Source organism: Bradyrhizobium niftali, assembly GCF_004571025.1.
Taxonomy (GTDB): Bacteria; Pseudomonadota; Alphaproteobacteria; order Rhizobiales; family Xanthobacteraceae; genus Bradyrhizobium; species Bradyrhizobium niftali.
Genome location: NZ_SPQT01000019.1, coordinates 59,989 through 78,952 on the forward strand (window position 1 = coordinate 59,989; position 18,964 = coordinate 78,952).

The 18,964-nt window shown below is 58.6% G+C and carries 13 protein-coding genes; 7 read left to right on the forward strand and 6 right to left on the reverse strand.

Annotation, left to right across the window (positions count from 1 at the left end):
- The 4 genes from E4K65_RS28585 to E4K65_RS47640 form a co-directional block, all read right to left on the reverse strand.
- The gene (locus E4K65_RS28585) at positions 1–621 is read right to left on the reverse strand and encodes a hypothetical protein (protein WP_167771233.1); all 621 of its coding nucleotides are present in this window, start codon (positions 619–621) and stop codon (positions 1–3) included.
- Positions 618–1,661 (reverse strand): TAXI family TRAP transporter solute-binding subunit, encoded by a 1,044-nt coding sequence (locus E4K65_RS28590; RefSeq protein ID WP_135176973.1) that lies wholly within the window; start codon positions 1,659–1,661, stop codon positions 618–620. The genes E4K65_RS28585 and E4K65_RS28590 overlap by 4 nt, the downstream gene beginning before the upstream one ends.
- 92 nt (positions 1,662–1,753) lie before the next feature.
- A complete protein-coding gene (locus E4K65_RS28595) occupies positions 1,754–4,165 on the reverse strand; it encodes a coiled-coil domain-containing protein (RefSeq protein ID WP_235885758.1) in 2,412 nt (803 codons plus the stop codon).
- Between the two features lie 440 nt (positions 4,166–4,605).
- On the reverse strand, positions 4,606–4,827 hold the full coding sequence (locus E4K65_RS47640) for a hypothetical protein (protein WP_167771234.1): 222 nt from the start codon (positions 4,825–4,827) through the stop codon (positions 4,606–4,608).
- Between the two features lie 244 nt (positions 4,828–5,071).
- On the opposite strand from E4K65_RS47640, the gene E4K65_RS28605 reads away from it, so the two are divergent.
- The gene (locus tag E4K65_RS28605; protein ID WP_135176976.1) at positions 5,072–5,452 is read left to right on the forward strand and encodes a VanZ family protein; all 381 of its coding nucleotides are present in this window, start codon (positions 5,072–5,074) and stop codon (positions 5,450–5,452) included.
- 1,019 nt (positions 5,453–6,471) lie between these two features.
- Here E4K65_RS28605 and galE read toward each other — a convergent pair.
- Positions 6,472–7,530, reverse strand: coding sequence for a UDP-glucose 4-epimerase GalE (galE, locus tag E4K65_RS28615; protein ID WP_167771235.1), 1,059 nt, complete (start codon positions 7,528–7,530; stop codon positions 6,472–6,474).
- Between the two features lie 322 nt (positions 7,531–7,852).
- Positions 7,853–9,301, reverse strand: coding sequence for a polysaccharide biosynthesis/export family protein (locus E4K65_RS28620; protein ID WP_135176978.1), 1,449 nt, complete (start codon positions 9,299–9,301; stop codon positions 7,853–7,855).
- A 305-nt stretch (positions 9,302–9,606) separates the two neighbouring features.
- Here E4K65_RS28620 and E4K65_RS28625 point away from each other — a divergent pair, with 305 nt between their 5' ends.
- From E4K65_RS28625 to E4K65_RS28650, 6 genes are all read left to right on the forward strand, one after another.
- Positions 9,607–11,094 carry an undecaprenyl-phosphate glucose phosphotransferase gene (locus E4K65_RS28625; protein ID WP_135176979.1) on the forward strand — a complete coding sequence of 496 codons (1,488 nt, stop codon included), beginning with the start codon at positions 9,607–9,609 and terminating at the stop codon, positions 11,092–11,094.
- 122 nt (positions 11,095–11,216) lie between these two features.
- Positions 11,217–12,377: a GumC domain-containing protein gene (locus E4K65_RS28630; protein WP_135176980.1), complete on the forward strand. Its 1,161-nt coding sequence runs from the start codon at positions 11,217–11,219 to the stop codon at positions 12,375–12,377.
- Positions 12,378–12,500: 123 nt separating this feature from the next.
- Positions 12,501–13,661 carry a glycosyltransferase family 4 protein gene (locus tag E4K65_RS28635; protein WP_167771236.1) on the forward strand — a complete coding sequence of 387 codons (1,161 nt, stop codon included), beginning with the start codon at positions 12,501–12,503 and terminating at the stop codon, positions 13,659–13,661.
- A gap of 82 nt (positions 13,662–13,743) precedes the next feature.
- Positions 13,744–16,098, forward strand: a complete 2,355-nt coding sequence (gene wecB / locus E4K65_RS28640; RefSeq protein WP_235885759.1) for a non-hydrolyzing UDP-N-acetylglucosamine 2-epimerase — start codon at positions 13,744–13,746, stop codon at positions 16,096–16,098.
- Positions 16,055–17,239, forward strand: coding sequence for a glycosyltransferase family 4 protein (locus tag E4K65_RS28645; protein ID WP_167771237.1), 1,185 nt, complete (start codon positions 16,055–16,057; stop codon positions 17,237–17,239). The genes wecB and E4K65_RS28645 overlap by 44 nt, the downstream gene beginning before the upstream one ends.
- A 372-nt stretch (positions 17,240–17,611) precedes the next feature.
- Positions 17,612–18,628, forward strand: coding sequence for a polysaccharide deacetylase family protein (locus tag E4K65_RS28650; protein WP_235885760.1), 1,017 nt, complete (start codon positions 17,612–17,614; stop codon positions 18,626–18,628).
- Positions 18,629–18,964: the final 336 nt, after the last annotated feature.

Here is an 18,964-nt window from a genome sequence, read left to right on the forward strand (position 1 = left end):
TCAACGATTTGGTGTCGCGATCGCGCGCGGCCATTTGCAAGCCGCGGCGATCTTCGCGCGCGCCGCGTCCAGCCCGGCGAGGGAGAACATTCCGTCACGGGCAACGCCGCCCCGTGGTGAGAGCAGGACAATAAGCTCCCCGCCGTCTGGAAGCGACTGCAGCAAGCGAACGACGTCCCCGGTGAACGCGACGCCGGGACCGAATGCCGGGACCGCTGCCGCAACCTGCACCGCCGGGTTGTCATTGACGCGATAGGAAATTGCATCCTCACCGCCTCCGCGGGAGATGCCGGGGCCCGCGAGGGCCAGCTCCGTCCGGCCGCCGCGACAGCGGATCGATAATTGCATCGCGGATTCGCCGGTCTCGCCGCGCGACGATGTCGTGGCGGTCGCGATCGGTGAGTAGTCGATGGGGGAGGTCGTCTGGCTGACGATCCATTCGTCTTCGGGCGTCAGGCGAGGCTGAGGCGCGGTGGTACGCGTCAATCTATTCAGACACGCCAGGCGCTCCGCGTGGTCCTTCTGAAGGCAGGAACGGAGCTGCGTCATGGGATCCTGGGCCAACGCGGTGCCGCCTGTACCGCCGAGTGCGATAAGAAGAAGGACCGCCGCGCGCTTCATTGCGATGCTTGTGTTGCACGGGGCTGGCGATCCAGCCACGCCTGCGCCGCAGGGACGCGCGCAAGACCCGGGACTGTCGCAGCGAGGTTGATGGATTTCCACTTCGGATCGAACCCGGGCGCCTGCAATCTGTCGATCCGGGAGAACAGGTGGTCGATGAAGCGCGCGACGCGCTCGGAGCGGTTCGAGTTGGCCGGCCAATTGAACGCGACCAGAGCGGTCGGCACCGCGATCGTTGAAACCCGTTCGCCCGGTTTGATCAGACCGGGATAGTCGGCTTCACCGAGCGCAGCGGGAAGATAGTAGTCCTCGAATCTGCCGTCGTAGGGGAGGGGCAGGAACTTGAATCCCGGCTCCCAGCGCCCCCGCACGAAGGCATCCACCGGCTTCGATGTAATGAAGACGACGGCTGCCATCTCGCCCTTGCGCATCTGCTCGAGCGCGACCTGATGCGGAATGAACGTCTTTTCCACCTCGAGGTTGAGGCGGCTGAAGATCAGCGGCCCCGAATAGGCCGCAGCGGTGCCCTGCGTATTGAAATTGACCTTCTTGCCGGCGAGATCGCTCAAGCTCTGAATCTCCGGCCGAACGAAGATATGCAGCTCGGACGGGAACAGATTCAGGACATACGCAATTCGCCGCTGGATGTCCGGCACCTGGCTCTTGTACTCCTCGAGCGCGTCGGAGTTGATGATTGCCGCATCGATGCCTCGCAAATAGAGCAGGGAATTCACGTTTTCAGTGGCCCCTCGGGTGACCACCGGCAGGACATGGAGGTTATCCCCATCGTCGACCACACGCGCGATCTCCGCCGCGAGGCGGATCGGCGCGCCCTCGAGAAGACCTCCGGCCAGGCCGATCGTCCAGGCGTTCATGGCGGTCACCTCAGGCCTTGGCTGCGGCGGCTCGGGCCGTGCCAGACGGACCTTGTGAGGCCGAATGTCTTGCGGCCGCGCATCCGCCCAGGGTTGAATGGCCAGGAGCAATGATGCGAGCGCCACGAGCAACAGCAGCCGTTGCAATTCCATGAATCTTTTCATCAACGAACTCCTTGACGCGCACTGCATCCGTGTCTGCGCTTTCGATCCTTGATGGCGCATGTCGGCCTGGAAAATCGCCTCATAAGACCGTGCTATCGGCGCAACGCTTCGAATCGCGCCTTCGCTTCCTTGATTCCTCCAGCTTCGGCCCGCGCATAGAGATTTTGCGCTCTCGTGGGATCGCCTTGCGTTCCATACGTTCCGAAATTCGGAAGGATCAGCGGATCGTAGGTTTCTGCGAGCACGAAGCTTGCTCGAGCGCTGCCCATCTCAGCGGCACGTTCCAGCACGATTCGCGCCGCGCCGATGTTTCCCTGTTCAAGCAGCACGCTGGCGCGCGCAACCAATTTCGCCGCTTGCACCCCTTCGTTGGGATTGACTTCGTTAGGCTTAACTTCTTTAGGATTGACCTGGGCGCCGCCCTGGCTGCGCGCCGCTATGTCCTGGTCTTGGACTGGCTTGTCTCTGACCGGTTTGTCTTGGACTGGTTTGTCTTGGACTGGTTTGTCCTGGACGGGCCGGTTCTGGATTGGCCGTGCGGGCGCTGCCAGCGGCTCCTCGCGCACGGCCTTGCCGGTGGTAGCCGGCGGAGACGCGGCGGAGGGAATCTTCGCCGCAAGCGCGCCGTTGTCTCGATGCGCCGATGCCAGATCCCTTTCCAGTCCCTCGGCCCGCTCACGTTCACGCTGCAACAAGCTGCGCAGCTCGGCCGAGTCGCGCTCTCCAGCTTGCTTGATCCTTGCGGTTTCCTCGGTTGCCTTGGACGCGCGCTCGGTCTGCGCGTCGAGATCGCGGCTTGCTTTCGCGAGATCCCGGGCCAGTTGGTCAGCCCGCTGGCGCTCGCGTTCCGATTGCGCCAGGGACGCGGTATTGTTCGCCTCAGCCTGCTTGAGCTGTGCTGCTTCCCCGCTGGCTTTGGCCGCTTGAGCCTCGTATGCGTAGATCGTGCTGCGTGCCATCGAGAGATCCTGCGCCAGCGCTTCGGCTCTCTCGTGCTCCTTCTGCATCGACCGTCTCTGCTCCGCGGCGCCAGCTTTTGCTGCTTGCGTCAGCCTGGCGACTTCGTCGCCGGAATTTGCAGCCAGCGCCGTCTGCGCATCAATATCTCGTCGCGCAGCCGCAAGCGCCTGCTCCAGCTGGCCGGTCCGATCCCGCTCCTGTTGCAGGGATTTCTGCAACTCCACCGCATCGTCCCCTGTTGCCGCTTTCAGCAGGGAGGGGCCCTCGCTGGCTTTCGCCAACAGCGCTGTTTGCGCCTGATATGCATGAATGGCGCTTCGCGTCAGGGCGAGATCCTGCGCAAGCGTGTCGGCCCTTTCGCGTTCCTTCTGCACCAATTGCCCCAAGTCCTCGGCACTGGCCTCCGCCGCCCGACTGCGCTGCGAAAGGTCCTCGTTCACGTTTGCCGCCAGCGCAGCCTGGGTTTCGGCATCGTGCCGCGCGGCTGCCAGAGTCTGCTCCAGCCGCGCCGACCGTTCACGCTCCTGCTGCAGTGTCTTCTGCTGCTCCGTAGCGACGCTATTCCCCGCTTGCTTCAGCGCGGCGACTTCCTCACCCGATTTCGTCGCCAGCGCGGTCTGGATTTCGACATCGCGCCGCGCGGCTGCGAGATCCTGCTCCAGCCGCGCCGACCGTTCACGCTCCTGCTGCAGCGTCTTCTGCAGCTCCGTGGCGACGCTCTCTCCCGTCTGTTTCAGCGGGGATACTTCCTCACCTGATTTCGTCGCCAGCGCGGTTTGGGTTTCGACATCGCGCCGCGCGGCTGCGAGGTCCTGCTCCAGCCGCGCCGACTGTTCACGCTCCTGCTGCAGCGTCTTCTGCAGCTCCGTGGCGACGCTCTCGCCCGCCTGTTTCAGCGAGGATACTTCCTCACCTGATTTCGTCGCCAGCGCGGTTTGGGTTTCGACATCGCGCCGCGCGGCTGCGAGATCCTGCTCCAGCCGCGCCGACCGCTCGCGCTCCTCCTGCAGGAATGCCTGCAGCTCAGCGGCGCCACTCTCGCCCGCTTGATTCGGCCGGGAAGCTTCCTTCAGTCGGAAGCCTTCCTCGACGGCCTTCGCCGCCAACGCCTTTTGCATTTCGGCGGCCTCGCGCCGCACATCGTCAAGTGCCTGTACCAGCCACTCGACCCGATCATGCTCCTGCTCGAGATGTTGCAGCAACTCTATGTCGCGCCTTGCGAAGCCAAGTTCGCACGACAGCGACTCCGCCCAGTCGCGTTGCTGTTTCGGAGGCTGCTGCAGGGCCCCTGTGTCGCTCGTCGTCGCTTGCGCAACCTGTATCGATTTGTCGCTGCCGCCCAGGCGCGGCAGCAACTTCTTGAACTCGTCAGAACCGCGATCGCGGGCAGTCGTCGCCTGTTGCGCGTCTGCGAGGTGCCGCGCCTGATCCTGGGAAGCCTCCGTTTCCGACGCCCATGTCATAGCGAGCATGACCGCTGCCATCCACAGGGGGACGCATCTTCCCCGCGTGAGAGAGGTCTTCACCACTTTCTCGGTAAACATGACTGTGCGACTCATCTGCAATCACCTGTCGCGTGGCGATACGATTTGCCCCGGATGCATCACTATGCCCTGCATCTTTACGCGAATCATATAGCTCGCATGGAGGACCCTCCCCACCACTTTTGGGTTAGGCCACAGATTGTGTTCCAATCATCGAAGCCGTGAAGGGCTCAAAGCTCTCTTCCGTGTATCTGTATTTCGCGAATGGAACTGATCGCCAACGAACGGTGGCGGGCCCGCCGTCTTCGCCAATGAGCGGCTCCAGTGAGCTGGAGACTGGGGCCGCCCATTCCGGGCCTGCCTTCAGGAATGGACAAAGAACAAGAACGGCAAGCGCGCTTCTATCGCGCCCCGATAGGGGCGCGGAGCAAGCATTACTGGCTGCTACTGCCTTCGGCCGACGGGTCAACAATTCTTACGTGCAACCACAACCAACCGCGCTAGAAATCTCGCTTTTGCTGCTTGAAGAACGGCAGCAGCTTCTCGAAAATCTCATCCCGATGCCGGTCGATTTCGCGGTTGAGTGCGTCACTAAAGCCAGGCGCATGGGTATGGATTGTTTCCCGGTCTGCCGAGACTTTCGTCGGCGTTCCGCAGAGGTCTACCCAGCCGCTGAGGGCTTTGCCGTCCCATTCAATGGTCTGCGTGCGACTAATCGACAAGCTCGCCTCCGAGTAGCGACTTCCTGGGTCGCCATTGCATTGCCTTCAACCCTGAGGAAAGCAGCCATTGTTGCCAAGAGCAGCCCGTCAGAACAACTGCTATGGATGGGTACTCCCTATGCATGGCAGCCTGTGCCAAGCGCTATTTGAAATTATACATCGAGTGTCCAATGATGTCTTGCACGCGGGTATCGAGTCTCGGAAATGAAGGGCCCCGGCTGGGGCTACCAATCGGGGCGCCTTAATGGTTCGTATCGCTCTTCTTCGACTTGTCGCGTGGCTGCTCACGGCTATCGTCACTTTCGTAACGCTCGGACCTGAGGGCGTTCGGCCTCACCCTGTTCTCGGGCAGCAAGGCGATCACGCGCTTGCCTTTCTTCTGGTCGGGATTCTCTTTGCCCTAGCCTATCCGCAGCGGCGCTGGACTGCTTCCGCGGTCGCCGTTGTCCTGATCGGCCTGCTTGAGATTATGCAACTATGGGCGCCGGGACGGCACGCGAGGTTTGAGGATTTTGTGGTCGATGCGCTCTCGGCCTGCGTTGGCCTCGCGCTGACCGCCGCGGCCGCTCGGATGATAGCACATGTTGGCCAAGATTCCGACCCGTTGACACGCGAACGTCCTTAATGAGCAGGCTGATCAGCCTCACCCAGAGCTTCTTGCGCGTCACATACCACGCGCGGAATCGCTAAAGCACGGTGAGCTGCAAAAGCGCACGTCAGCCCCCGCGACGGTCATGCGGTGTTACCGGTGTTTCTCCTGCCGCCTTTGCCGAGGAGATAGTTCGCCATGGAAGCAACGTCCCCGGCCTCCGGCAGGTGGCGCGACGCGCTACGGCCGGCGATGTGCGGGTGGCCGTCGCATCCCAAGAATGATGAAGCCGGGCGCGATGGCCTTGTGACGCCGAGTCTACCGACTTCGTGGGCCAGGTGAGTTATCCGCGGGTGAGGGATTGATCATCGGAAGCAGGGCATTCGGGCCGCTGCTGCGCGATTTCTGCAGGACGTCCACGAATTGCCTATGCACAATGGCGTGCAGGCAGGCTCGATGCGTATGCGTGGGGGGCGCCGCGTAGTTGATTTATTGCTCCACCGTCCTCGTACCGCCAGCGCCGGCCTCATCGGCCGCTTGCTCATCCGGAGCAGGTCGCTCTCGACGCCTTGGGGGAGCGCGTACCGGCGAGCAGTTCGCAGTCGAACCGCAATGCAAATTATCCGTGGAGCTGACCGAGACGAAGCGCACCGTCAATCGAGCTCAGTGCATTGGTGCACGGACACTTCGTCGCCGCCTGGATCGGTGCTGCGGATCGTCGAATTTGAGCTCGGCAACCAGTCGCCAAAGCTGAACCTCGTGACCATCGGCCAACCGTCCGGCCCGCTTGGTTGCGGACGCGTCGTCAGGGCAGTGAAGGTTGACGACGCTTCCCAATTGGCCATGTTCATCCAGAACGTACGCACGATAGTGTGGCATCGCAAATCCCCAGGCGCGACTGCATCTTACCTGCAGGCTTGTTCCGCGGTGAAAAGATTTTGGGTCATTACGAGCTACCTCTGATGGGCGACATGCACGCTGCTGTAGCTCGTCCCGAACTCCACTCATGCGGCCAGACCCGCCGGTGCACGTTTCAACACCTCGGACGCGCACGCTCAGGCATGACGACGAAGATGCCTGGACCGCTCCCGAACCTTCGGAAGCTCGCTGCCCTGATAACCGTTGGGGTTCTGCAATTGCCAACGCCAATGGTCCGCACACATTTGCTCCAACGACCGCGTCGATGCCCAGCCCAACGCGTTCTTCGCAAACGTCGGGTCGGCATAGCAGGCGGCGACATCACCGGCTCGGCGCTCCCTGATTTCATAGGGGATTGATCGCCCGCTCACCGATTCAAACGTACGGACGATGTCCAGAACGCTGCTGCCGTTGCCCGTTCCAAGATTGACCGTGATCAGACCGGGCTGTCCGAGTTGGCGCAGGGCACTCAAATGCCCGGATGCGAGATCGACCACATGAATGAAGTCGCGGATTCCGGTGCCATCAGGCGTGTCATAGTCGTTTCCCCAGATCTGCAGCGTCTCCCGCCGTCCAATCGCCACCTGCGCCACAAACGGCAACAGATTGCTGGGAACGCCCAGCGGGTCTTCCCCGACGAGCCCGCTTTCGTGCGCGCCAACCGGGTTGAAGTAGCGCAGACTGCCGATCCGCCAGCCGTCGTCGGACCTGCAGAGATCCTTCAGCATCTCTTCGATGACGAGCTTTGTGCGGCCGTACGGATTGGTCGGACCGAGGGGATGCTTCTCGTCGAGCGGCAGGTATCTGGGCATCCCGTAGACGGTCGCCGACGAGCTGAACACGAGCGTCTTTACATGCGCCCTCTTCATGGCCGACACCAGCCGCATCGTTCCAAGGACGTTGTTCTCGTAATACATCATGGGCCGTACGTTGGAATCGCCCACCGCCTTCAGTCCTGCAAGGTGAATGACCGCAGTCACTGCGCAGGCACGAAGCATGTCGTAGATCAGCTCTTCATTCCGGATATCGGCATGCCGAAAGATGAGCGATCGCCCGCAGATGGACTGGACCCGCTCGAGCGAGGCCTTGTTGCTGTTGGAAAGGTTGTCGACGGCGACGACGTCGAACCCGGCGTCCAGCAATGCGATACAGACGTGGGACCCGATGTAGCCGGCACCTCCGGTCACCAAGATCATTTCGGACACCTTTCGCTCAACCGGCCTCCGTCCACCGTGGACACCACTCTACTTGCAAGTCGTACCGCCGGAAGCGACGATTTTGGGCTTTAAGAACTACCTCTGATGGGCATTCAGACACTTCGTTCAATTTCACTGGTTTCTGCAATCGGTCTGCGGGCTGTCCAAACGGAACGAGGGCGAGGACTGCAGGAGTGCGCCTTGGATACGCAGGGCAGAGGAGCGCGCCGAGAACTGCAAAGGCTCCCAATGCTCAAGTCTCGAGGCGGTCAGTAAGGGAGCTCTTCCAATTCCGTGGCCTACCGAAGCAGGCTGACCAGTTTCATTTCCGCTGGAACGAGAGCGAGTCGTCCGTGTTACGGTGCGAGGTCACGCCGCTTGTGGCCTCGTCATCTGCTGCCGGCTGCAGCGATTCAGCTGAGGTCACGTCGATGCGTCCCGTCGCCGCTGGGGCGTTTAAATTGCTTAGTTTCTTTCGGGGAGGTGCCTCAAGACCATCCTGGTATCGCAGGGTGACCTCGATGGCATCACCGGGCTGCAACTCGGTGTCTTCGTTCGCAGCAATCCGTTCCGGCCCGTTTTCGCCTTTCCGGATGATAGCGATGCCCGGCTTGCTGCCGCCTCCTCCAGCGAGCTGCGATCGAACCATTGCAGTATACTGAAGCTTCTCACCGACGCTCTGTAGCCTCTCGCGAATTTGGTTGAGCTTTAAGCTCGTGTCCTGTAGCTCGCGGAATAGCTCGAGGCGCCGTTGATCATCGAGTTTTGTCAGCTTTCTGACGAGTTCGTCCTGCTGCTTCTTGACCTGCATCAGTTGTGCGGAAGTCTGCAGCTTCCGGGTTGAGGACAACAACACCGCGCGGCGCGCATCTGTAACGCGAGGGCTGGTCAAGCTTCCCCTGGCGAATAGGTCCTGCGCCTTTTGCAGCTCTTCCAGGTCTGACTGAAATCCCTCTTCCTCTCTCTTCTGTTGCTCAGACAGTACGCGCACCTCCTCGTCTCCTTGTCGGACTCCCCGCTCAAGAAACGATTTCTCCTGCTGATGATCGCTCTGCTTGATCTTCAAGTATTCCGTTTCTGCATGTACGATTTCTGAAATCGCCGACCGAGCCACGGGAACGTCCGTCAGTGCGCCTGGGCTAATCTGAGTGGCCTCTCCGAGTTCGCTCTTGATGCGCCACATATGCGCCTGTTCCCTGGCGAACTCGGTCCAAAGGGATCCATATTCGCTTCGCAGGTCGGCTGACTCGAGATAGGGGTTGTTCATCTTGATGCGCATGATGTCGTAGCCGCCCGCGATGGCGACAAGCTGGCGCGCAGTCATGGACGGGCGATAGGTGTATTCCCCCGGCTTCGAAATGTCTCCGTTTATGTAAACCGGCCTATACTCGGCGACCGTCGTCGTGATCCCGTCTCCGTCGATGACGACGATAACCTCGCGGCCATCTGGGGTCCTCTGTCGAAAGACCTTGCTTGTCAGTGCAGCGCCGATCTTGGCTCGAATCTGCTGCACGGGCAGGCCCGCTACTTGGAGCAGCCCGACTAGCGGCAAGGAAATATTGCCATCCATCTGGACGGGAGCCCGATGTCGTAGCTCGGGGACGCCTGCGACCGTAACCTCAAGAACATCTCCAACGCTCACTCGATATTCGGCCTTCGCATGAGCCGAAATCGTCAGACTGAACGCGATCAGGCTCCATCTAATGCATCGATTGCGCGGCCTGCTAAACATTGCGTCACGGAAACGATTGCGTGGTGTGAAGCTCGGCATGGCAGCAAACTCTCCATACGGACGTGGTCATCCAGCGAGGTCGTTCAAATCGGTCTATGGCGACGACGCGGCACCACCACCGTAGGGGCAATCGCTTCAAAGGGTGGTCTGAAACTAACGCTCGTTTCCTCGGCGCGCTGGGCCGCTCATAGCCTCGTCTTGGACTGATCTGTCCGTACAATTTAGTCCCGGGCCGCCCCTACTCAATCGACCATCGTGGTTACTCCACTCTACCCATTTATTGCCAACTCCGCCGCGTGATCGAATGCTACTGTTTTTAACGGTCGGCGGACTGGGAGTTACAGGTGAGTTATGCGTTTTCCAATTCGCCCGCTCCAGCGAAGCGCCAAGCGCATTTTGTCGCTGGAAGCAGGGCAGTTGCGGCGGGCACCGGTAAGAACCGCTTGGCTGCATTGCTCGTATTGGCGGCAAGTGCTGAACTTGTACTCGTAGCTATTGCCGCATATTCCGCGGCTGTTCTCTATCATCGGCTTGTCCTGCTCGACGCTCCGGATGCCTCCAAGTACATCCAGCAATCAATCTTCATTTCCACGTTGCAGCTGCTCGTTTCCGTAGGGCTGCGTCAATATTCGCGGATCCAGACGCAGCCCCGGCACGTGTTCCTATGGAGCGGTGCTAGCTCCGTCTTCTTCGTATTCTCCTTTTTCATTTCGACTATATTTCTTCTCAAGATCTCGGACAGCTTTTCGCGAGCCACCGTCATAGCCCAGGCGGTGAGCGTTCTTCTTGCAGTACTCTGCACGCGGACGGTGTGGTTCTCTCTTTTGCAGCCGGCCATTGCGTCCGGGCTGATAGATGCCAGGCGCGTCATTCTTATCGGAGACCCGTCTCACTGTTCGGATTTCTCTGCTCGCGTGTTCGTCAGCGGAATCAGGACGATTCGTTCGTTTGAATTCCCGACGGCTGGCCCGAGTTCTTCGGCAATGGTGTCTGCCGGCGGAGCTCTTCCTCAGGCGCACCAACTGCTCGCGGATTGCCGACCTCTCCGAGCGGACGACATTGTCATTCTAAGTTCGGAGTCCGATGTCCCGGCTGCCCTTGCGCTGGCTAGGGCTCTATCCGAGCTGCCGGTCGACGTTCACGTCGTCCCGGTCGGCGCTATCGATCTGATCGCCATGTCGCGGATCAACCAATTCGGCAACGTGGTGACGATGCGGATATTCCAGTGTCCCCTCACTCAGTTCAACCGAGCAGTCAAGCGAGTGTTCGACATTGCGGCCTCTATCGCAGGACTCGTTTTGGCTATTCCCTTCTTCGTTCTCATTCCTATCCTGATCAAGCTGGATTCCCGCGGACCGGTACTGTTTCGCCAGACGCGGCATGGTTACAACAATGAGCCCATTCGCGTATTGAAATTCAGATCAATGATCGTAATGGAAGATGGCGACAAGTTCAGTCCTGCCGTCAGAAACGATCCACGTGTAACCCGAGTCGGCCGCTTCTTGCGCCGCACCAATCTCGACGAACTTCCGCAGCTATTCAACGTGCTCATGGGCAACATGTCCCTCGTTGGCCCCCGTCCGCACGCGACCTCGCAGAACGAGACGTTTGCCCGGCTCATTGCGTCGTTTTACCGTCGTCACAACGTCAAGCCCGGCATTACCGGCTGGGCTCAGGTCAACGGATATCGTGGCGACATCGATACACTTGAGAAGATGCGCCGGCGTGTTGAGCATGATCTCTTCTACATCGACAACTGGTCGCTTCTCCTCGACGTCAAGATCGTCATCCTGACCCTGTTCTCGAGAAAGGTGTATCGGAATGCATACTAGCTTTCACTAGTGGCCTTCAACTTAGTGTAGCGCACGGAGCGTGCTAGTGCCCGCCGCCATGCGTTCGTTTCGCCGGATTGTGTGTCGCCTTGGGTAATGTCTAGCAGCGCAGGTACGAGAACATGGCACAGACGCGTAGAACGGAAGATTCGACAGATTCGGAAGAATTCCGTTCGCCAGCCGAGTCCTTGGCGGCCGCCTTGGCTTTCGTACGGCGGCACCTCACGATCATGTCGCTTGCGTTTTTGGTTACGGTTGGCGGTGCTACTCTGTACCTCGCCACCGCAACGCAGACCTACACCGCCACTTCGAAGCTCGTCATAGATGCGAAAGCGCCTCCGATCGACGCTGCGTCTGCTTCAACGATGGTCGAAAGTCAGATCGCCATCATAAAATCGGAGGGCCTGGCACGCGCTGTAATAAGGAAATTAGGTCTGGCGGAAGATGCGGAGTTTGGCGCGCCATCCGGCGGCTTGCGCGGCACGATCAAGTCGATATTGCGAATGTTCGGGTTAATGGAACCAGAAACGGAATTTGACGTGATGCGCCGAGCTCTGCGGTCGTTCGATCGCAGGCTCTCGGCTAAGCGTGTCGGTCTTACCTACATCATCGAGATTACATTCGACTCGGCAGATCCCCAGCGAGCTGCAAAGATTCTGAACACCATCGGGGAGACGCATATTGCGGCTCAAATGGAGGCGAAATTCAAGTCGGGCCTGGGCGAAGAAAAATGGGTCAAGGATAGGATCGCCGAACTAAGCATCAAAGCGTCAGCCGCCCAGAAGGCGGTGACCGAATATCAAGCCGGGGGCGCAGGTAAGTCATCGTCGCAATCCCCGGCTAATGCGCAGGGCAATCTCCGCGAGCTGGAAGCTGCTGCGGAAACTTCCACAAAGGCTTATGAGAACTTTGTCCGCATGCTCCGCTACATGGAGGCACAGCAGCAATCCTCCAATACCGAAGCGCATTTGTTGATCGAGGCGTCTCGTCCCTTGGAAGCCAGCTCTCCGAAGCCGCTTATCGTTTTTGGAATATCGATCGTTGGAGGGCTGTTTCTTGGCATCGCGCTCGGAATGCTGCGCGATCTATTTGTTCGAGACATCCTCGTCGTCGGAGACGCGACCAGGGTGCCATCTGGGGGCGCTTGTGAACCGGCACAACCGGCTGTGGTCAATCAGAACTATCCGTTGGCTGTCTTGTCGCGGCTTCGACGGCAAGACGCGCGGGACGAGCCTGGAGCACTAGGAGTGCAGGGCGGTTTCAGACGCGGCCCGGACGCCTAGTCGAGTGATGTTGTTTCGATCGGCCCCCTCAATCAATATCGAGGAGCGAGAACTCTGAGAATCCTGATTGTCTGCGGACCATTCCTCTACGGAATGAGTGCCAGAGCTGTTCAAAACCGACGGTTGGCCAGAACTCTCGCCGCCGTCAATGAGAACACTGTATCCGTTCTTTCCTTTGATGCCGAGGTGGGCGGGCGGCCGGATCACTCGCAATTCCACGATGAGATAGAAGTGGTGCGGTTCCCTCTCTCGAGTGCGATCCAGGGCATCGTCCGGAAGCTAAACCTGGTTCGTTCGACGATCGTCAACAGAGTTGCCACGGAGTTCACCTGCAACTTCATGTACCCAAAATCGAATCTGCTGATCGGCGCTCTTCGCCGTCGGGTGGAGGAGTTCCAACCCGAGCTCGCGATATTCGTCGCACAGCCGTTTTTTGTACCACTGCTCGGACTGCAACTGGAATGCCTCGATGAAATTCGAAAAGTCGCTTTCTTCTCGGATCCCTGGCCGTATCGGGGTCTACCTTCACCTTACAACAGACATGCTTTTCCTTTGGCAGGCAACTACAACAGGAAGTTGATCTCGCAGGTCTACTCGAACTTCGATCGAGTCATATACACGAATTCGTCCGCCGTGGAGTTCATGCTTGATCATTATCCCGAGCTCAAGCGCAACTCCGGCAAGTTGGCTGTGGCGGCGCATCTCGCAGATGAACTCATTGACATTCCGTCGACAGAAGTAGTTGAGCGAGTCCGATCGTCAGTGGTTCATCTTGGTGATTTGTCCAAGGAACGATTCTCGCCGCAACTCAAAAAGGCGATGGCCCAGTGTATCCATTCGCACGGGATGTCGTTCACGTTCATCGGCAGCGTTTGCAAGAAGCTAAAGCAAAGCCTTGAGAGCGGTGAGTTCGGGAACAGCGTATGTCTTTTGGGGCCGTTACCCGACAAGTTTAGCAGGTACATCGCGAGCAGGGCATTGGCGAATCTGATCGTTGAAGCCGACATCAAGGATAGCCCGTTCCTTCCCAGCAAGCTTACGGATGTTTTGACGAGCTCTGATCGTTGGGTTTTCGTTTCTGGCACACGGAGGCAGCCCGGCGTTGGTATCACGCCGGGGGGGGGCGAAAAAGGAATATGCGTTCCTCACGATAGTTTTGCGATTGTCGATGCATTGCTCGCCGTCACCCACTTGCATGCCGTCAACGCCGATCCGTGCGTTGGCTCGTTGCGGGCCGGGGCGATTGAACGAAATCGAAACTTGGCAACGAAATATCTCGAGTAGCAGCGCAATTCTAGGCAGGACGTCCCGTGAGGGCGTCCAAATCAAAGGAAGCGGAAATCGGTTTGCCGCTCATGGTGGAAAGATGAAGATCGCGATTCTCGTTGGAACTCGCCCGGAGATTATCAAGATGGCGCCGGTCATTCGCGAATGCCGGAAGCGAAAGATCGACTACTTCATCATTCATTCGAAGCAACACTACTCTGAGAAGCTCGACGCGATCTTCTTCTCCGAACTCGATCTCCCCGCACCAAAGTACAATTTGAATGTCGGCTCCGGCGGGCATGCGAACCAAACGGGCCGCATACTGATCGAGCTGGAGCCGATCTTGGTGTCGGAACAACCCAGTATCCTGCTCGTGCAAGGCGACACGAACACGGTGGTGGCCGGCGCGCTCGCCGCGCACAAGCTTCACATCAAGGTCGGGCACATCGAAGCCGGATTGCGCTCTTTTGATCAAACGATGCCCGAGGAAAGCAACCGGATCATCGCGGATCATATCTCGGACTATTTGTTCGCCGTCACCGACTTGCAAGTTGATCAACTAAAACGGGAAGGCCTGCCGGATTCGAAGATATTCAAGGTAGGCAACACGATCGTCGACGCCCTGCTATCTCATCGAAGTCAGGCGGAAAAAACGAGCCAGATCCTATGTGCGCTAAATTTGCAGAAAAAAGGGTATTACCTTCTTACCTCGCACCGGGCCGCAAACGTCGATGATCCGAACGCGCTGATCGAGATCATCCGACTAATCGCCAGGATTCCCGGCAAGGTGTACTGGCCCATACACTATCGTACACAGAAGGTCCTCAAGGAGGCCAAGATTGATTTGCCTTCGAACCTGATTTGGACTGAACCTGTCGGATATTCGGATTTTGTAAAGTTGCTGTCCAATTGCATCGCCGTCGTTACGGATTCGGGTGGAGTGCAGGAAGAAGCCTGCATCCTCGGCGTCCCCTGCGTGACGATTCGTGACCGGACAGAACGTCCCGAGACCGTCGACGTGGGCGCAAACGTACTGGTCCACCGAGACGCAGGAGCGATGCTCGAGGCACTTAATCGGCCGATAGCGCCCTGGGAGAATCCATTCGGAGACGGCCACACCGCCGAGAGGATACTCGACATTGTCACGGAACACGAGGTGCGGCCGGTCCTGCAAACGCTCGATACGGTGTGCGTTGTGGGCCTCGGCTATATGGGACTCCCGACTTCTCTCTTACTTGCGAACGCCGGCGTAAAGGTCGCCGGCGTCGATCTCAACGAAAAGAAGGTGAATGAGATCAGTAGCGGCCACTGTCCGTTCGAGGAGAAGGATATTCCGGAATTATTGGCGGCGACCCTGAAAACAGGAAACTTCAAAGCACTGACGAAGCCCGTGGCGGCGGACGTTTTCGTTGTGGCGGTACCGACCCCGCATGAAAGCAAGAAGTGCGACTTGTCCTACGTTATCTCCGCTGTGAACAGTCTGCTCCCTGTCTTGAACGACGGAAACCTTCTTATCATCGAATCGACCATCAAGCCGAATACTTGCCAGGACGTCGTGCTGCCCATTTTGAAGTCGAAGAATCTGAATGTCGAGGTTGCGCATTGCCCGGAGCGCGCGCTTCCTGGCAATACGCTTCACGAAATAGTGCACAATGATCGCATCATCGGCGCGACTTCGCCGGAAGCGGCACAAAGAGCGGCGAGGCTCTATTCTGTATTTGCGAAGGGGACGATACATCGGACCAACCTCGTGACCGCCGAATGTGCGAAGCTTATGGAAAACACCTTCCGCGACGTCAACATCGCTCTCGCCAACGAGTTTTCTCTGATCGCTGACAAGTTCGGGTTCAGCATCTCGGCCGCGATTCAACTTGCAAACAGGCATCCGCGCGTCAACATTTTGCAGCCGGGGATAGGGGTCGGGGGGCACTGCATCGCTATCGATCCCTGGTTCCTGACCGAAGATGTCGACGGCGATCTAACCCTCATTAGAACCGCCCGCGAACTGAACGATGCGATGCCGAAGCATACCGCCGAGCGAATTCAAAACAAGATCGCTCCGTCCGTGCGGAAAATCGGGATCCTGGGCGTTAGCTACAAGCCGGACGTCGACGATGCCCGCGAGTCTCCGGCGTTGGAGATCGCAAGGCTCCTCTCGAGAGAATACGAAGTCCGCTGTCACGATCCTTTTGTGAAGGATCGGGATTTGAAGCTGTTCCCGATCGACAAGGTCGATGGTTGGGCGGACGTATTGGTCATTCTTTCAAATCATAAGGTCTACGCTTCGCAGAGGTTCGAGTCTCCGCTGCTTTCCTTTGACAAGCTTATCGACGCCGGGGCGCCTCGCTGGCTGAGGGCGCCCGGCCTCGCTGACACAGACTATTTCCCGACAGAATCGCGACACGCGGACCATGATCAATATCCTGCGGCCAAAGATGTTCAAGAGAGTTCATAGGCAATCGGTGTCGTGCCTCAATGTCGTGGTGGTAACGCCTCTCGGCGAAGGAGGACGCGGCGGTATCGATCGTATGATGGATGCGATTCGACAGCGGTTTCGCGAATGTCCGCGAGCAGATGTTTCGCTTCAATTCGTGGTCAGTCGCGGGGCGAACATATATGCGTCGCCTATCGCACTGGTATGGGCCCTTCTCAGGATACTGTGGCTCCACGCGTGGCAGGGGATCGACCTCATTCACATAAACCTCTCTGCGAACGCAAGCACGTACCGCAAGATCGCCATTGCGGCGGTCGCGTCCCTATTGCGAATTCCCTACATCGTCCACCTACATTCGGGTGAATTCGGCCGGTTCTGGGAGTCGTGTAATCGAGTGACCCGCCGTCACATAGAGACGCTCTTTGCGAGAGCCGAAGCGGTAATCGTTCTTGGTCAGGTATGGTCTGACTTGGTCGTTGGAAAGTTGCCGGAATTGTCAGGTCGCACAGTTATCATGCCAAACTCGACCAAAGCGCGGCGTCGCACTTTCCATCCCAATGGCCCGGTCAAAATCCTGTTTCTCGGTCGTCTCTGCGAAGCCAAGGGAATCGGGAATCTTCTTGATTCGTTCGAGATGATTCAGCATCGCAATGATTGGCAGGCAATCTTGGCGGGTGACGGAGCAGTAGCAGAGACACGTATGTTGGTTGAACGCCTTGGACTTTCCCAGCGTGTGAAAGTGCCGGGATGGCTCGACGACGTATCTGTAGCCGCTGAATTGCAGACCGCCGACATTCTCGTTTTGCCCTCGTGGGTCGAGAACCTACCGATGTGCGTGGTGGAAGCGTTTGCTCATGGCTTGGCTGTCGTCTGCACCCCGGTGGGAGCCTTGCCGGAGATTGTGGAGCACGAAAAGACGGGACTCTTGGTGCCCGTGAACAATGCACCGGCTCTGGCCTCGGCTTTGGAGCGGCTTCTAAGCAGTCCCGCCCTTCGTACCAGCTTGGGGCTTCGAGCGCGAGCGCTGCATGCAAGCAGATTTGAGATCAACGCCTACGTCGACAGATTGGTAGGTGTGTGGCGAGGGGCTTCGCGGCCAAGATCGGGGCGAGACGACGCTCGGAGCGCAATGACGACCGGCGTGGGTCGATCGCTAGGATGAGAGGTTTCCGGATGCCACTGGAGCCGGCGCACGCCAGTTCCGTAGCGTCGGGCTAACGACCGGAAAATGGGCGCCGCTGCGTCGAGCGATGGCGTGGCAAGCGCTCGTGGTAACCGCGTCCAACGCTCTACTTCGGAGGTACTCACAATTGGTAGAACGCAGTCCCCTATGAACTCGATCGATATGTTCCTGTTCTGGATAGGCTGTTTCGAATTCTGGATATCCCGGCGTGGATTTAAGGACGACTCGCTATGACAGCTAATGGCTTTGATCATGGAGATTGCGGTGTGCGATTGACCGGCCGCGATGCACCGTGTCTGTGATCTCGCGCTCTCGGATGGGAATTCTGCAACCCGCAGGATAGCGTTGCACATGATCCCGATTGTGAAGGATTGCTTATATTACGGCGCGAGCCGAATCGGCGAGCTGCCGTTCTTGCGGGCACACCTTGCGGCGAGAGCGGCCATAATTCTGTTTCATGAAATACAGCGCGATGCGCGATCAGAGTTGATGACCGGAACGCCGGTTGCGCTCTTCGAGTATTCGCTCAACTGGCTCCGGCAAGAGGGATGGGTCATCGTCAGCATCGATGAATGCATCGAGAGGCTAGCGCGCAATGATCGATCGGAACGTTATGCAGTGCTGACCTTTGACGACGGCTACCGAGATAATGCCTCCGTAGCGCTTCCAATAATGGAACGGCACAATGCGCCGTTCATGGTGTACGTGCCCACCGGCGCCCCAACACGATCGATGCAATCTTGGTGGCTGGGGCTGCGAAGGTTGTTTCTCTCAAGAGATAAAGTTTCAATCGATGCGCTAGGTCGCCAGTTCCAATGTTCCGACCTTCCGAGCAAGACATCCGCGTTGGCTGAGGTGACCCGCTGGGTCCACCAGGATTATCGGCGCGGTGCGATGCTCTCGTCGGCGTTCAACGAGAGCGGGATTTCGTTAGCGAAGTTGAACGACGAGTACTTCCTGGACGAGCGTGAACTCTGCACTCTTGCGCGCCATCCGCTCGCGTCAATCGGCGGCCATTCGACGTCACACCAGGCGCTTTCAACCCTGGACAGCGACTCGGCGCGAGCCGAGCTAGCCGATAATCGAATCTATCTTGAGAATTTGCTGCAATTGCCCGTTCGACACGTCGCATATCCTTATGGCGCGTGCGGACCTCGCGAAGAGGATCTGGCAAGTCAAGCAGGCTTTCAGACTGCGACGACAACGCGACAGGGACGATTGTACGACCACAAGACGAACCATTTTGCGCTTCCCAGAATTGGCATTTCCAGTCGTTCTGCGCTCAGAGCGCGAATGAGCGGCATCATCGAGGGGATGCAGGCGCTCGCGAAGCGCCGTGTCGTCCCTGAGCTCAGAGATCATCAATGATGATCATCGTCGAGCGGCACCGGTTCATCGGGTGCCCGGTCGCAATCCGCGGAGAAATCACAATACGAGTCGTTCTGAACGAACCCAACCGTGAGAGATTTCAGAAATGATAGTTCGAGATATGGCACGATCCGCCAAGCTTCGGCTGATTAAAAGATTTCCGCCAGTATCAGCGAAGGAGCTGTTGCGAGGGGATCAACAGTTAGAAGCCCGTTTGGATTGCGGTCCAGTGCGGGCAGTCGAACTGACCCTGGAGTGGCTATGCCGTGCTCAAGACATGAGCCCGGGTCGCGACGGAGGCGTTTCAGGCTTCTATACGCTTGGATGGGGGTGGTC

Coding starts and splice junctions, on each gene's coding strand:
- E4K65_RS28585 (WP_167771233.1), bottom strand. CDS start 621: ATGAAGCGCGCGGCGGTCCTTCTTCTTATCGCACTCGGCGGTACAGGC.
- E4K65_RS28590 (WP_135176973.1), bottom strand. CDS start 1,661: ATGAAAAGATTCATGGAATTGCAACGGCTGCTGTTGCTCGTGGCGCTC.
- E4K65_RS28595 (WP_235885758.1), bottom strand. CDS start 4,165: ATGTTTACCGAGAAAGTGGTGAAGACCTCTCTCACGCGGGGAAGATGC.
- E4K65_RS28605 (WP_135176976.1), top strand. CDS start 5,072: ATGGTTCGTATCGCTCTTCTTCGACTTGTCGCGTGGCTGCTCACGGCT.
- galE (WP_167771235.1), bottom strand. CDS start 7,530: ATGATCTTGGTGACCGGAGGTGCCGGCTACATCGGGTCCCACGTCTGT.
- E4K65_RS28620 (WP_135176978.1), bottom strand. CDS start 9,301: ATGCCGAGCTTCACACCACGCAATCGTTTCCGTGACGCAATGTTTAGC.
- E4K65_RS28630 (WP_135176980.1), top strand. CDS start 11,217: ATGGCACAGACGCGTAGAACGGAAGATTCGACAGATTCGGAAGAATTC.
- wecB (WP_235885759.1), top strand. CDS start 13,744: ATGAAGATCGCGATTCTCGTTGGAACTCGCCCGGAGATTATCAAGATG.
- E4K65_RS28645 (WP_167771237.1), top strand. CDS start 16,055: ATGATCAATATCCTGCGGCCAAAGATGTTCAAGAGAGTTCATAGGCAA.
- E4K65_RS28650 (WP_235885760.1), top strand. CDS start 17,612: ATGATCCCGATTGTGAAGGATTGCTTATATTACGGCGCGAGCCGAATC.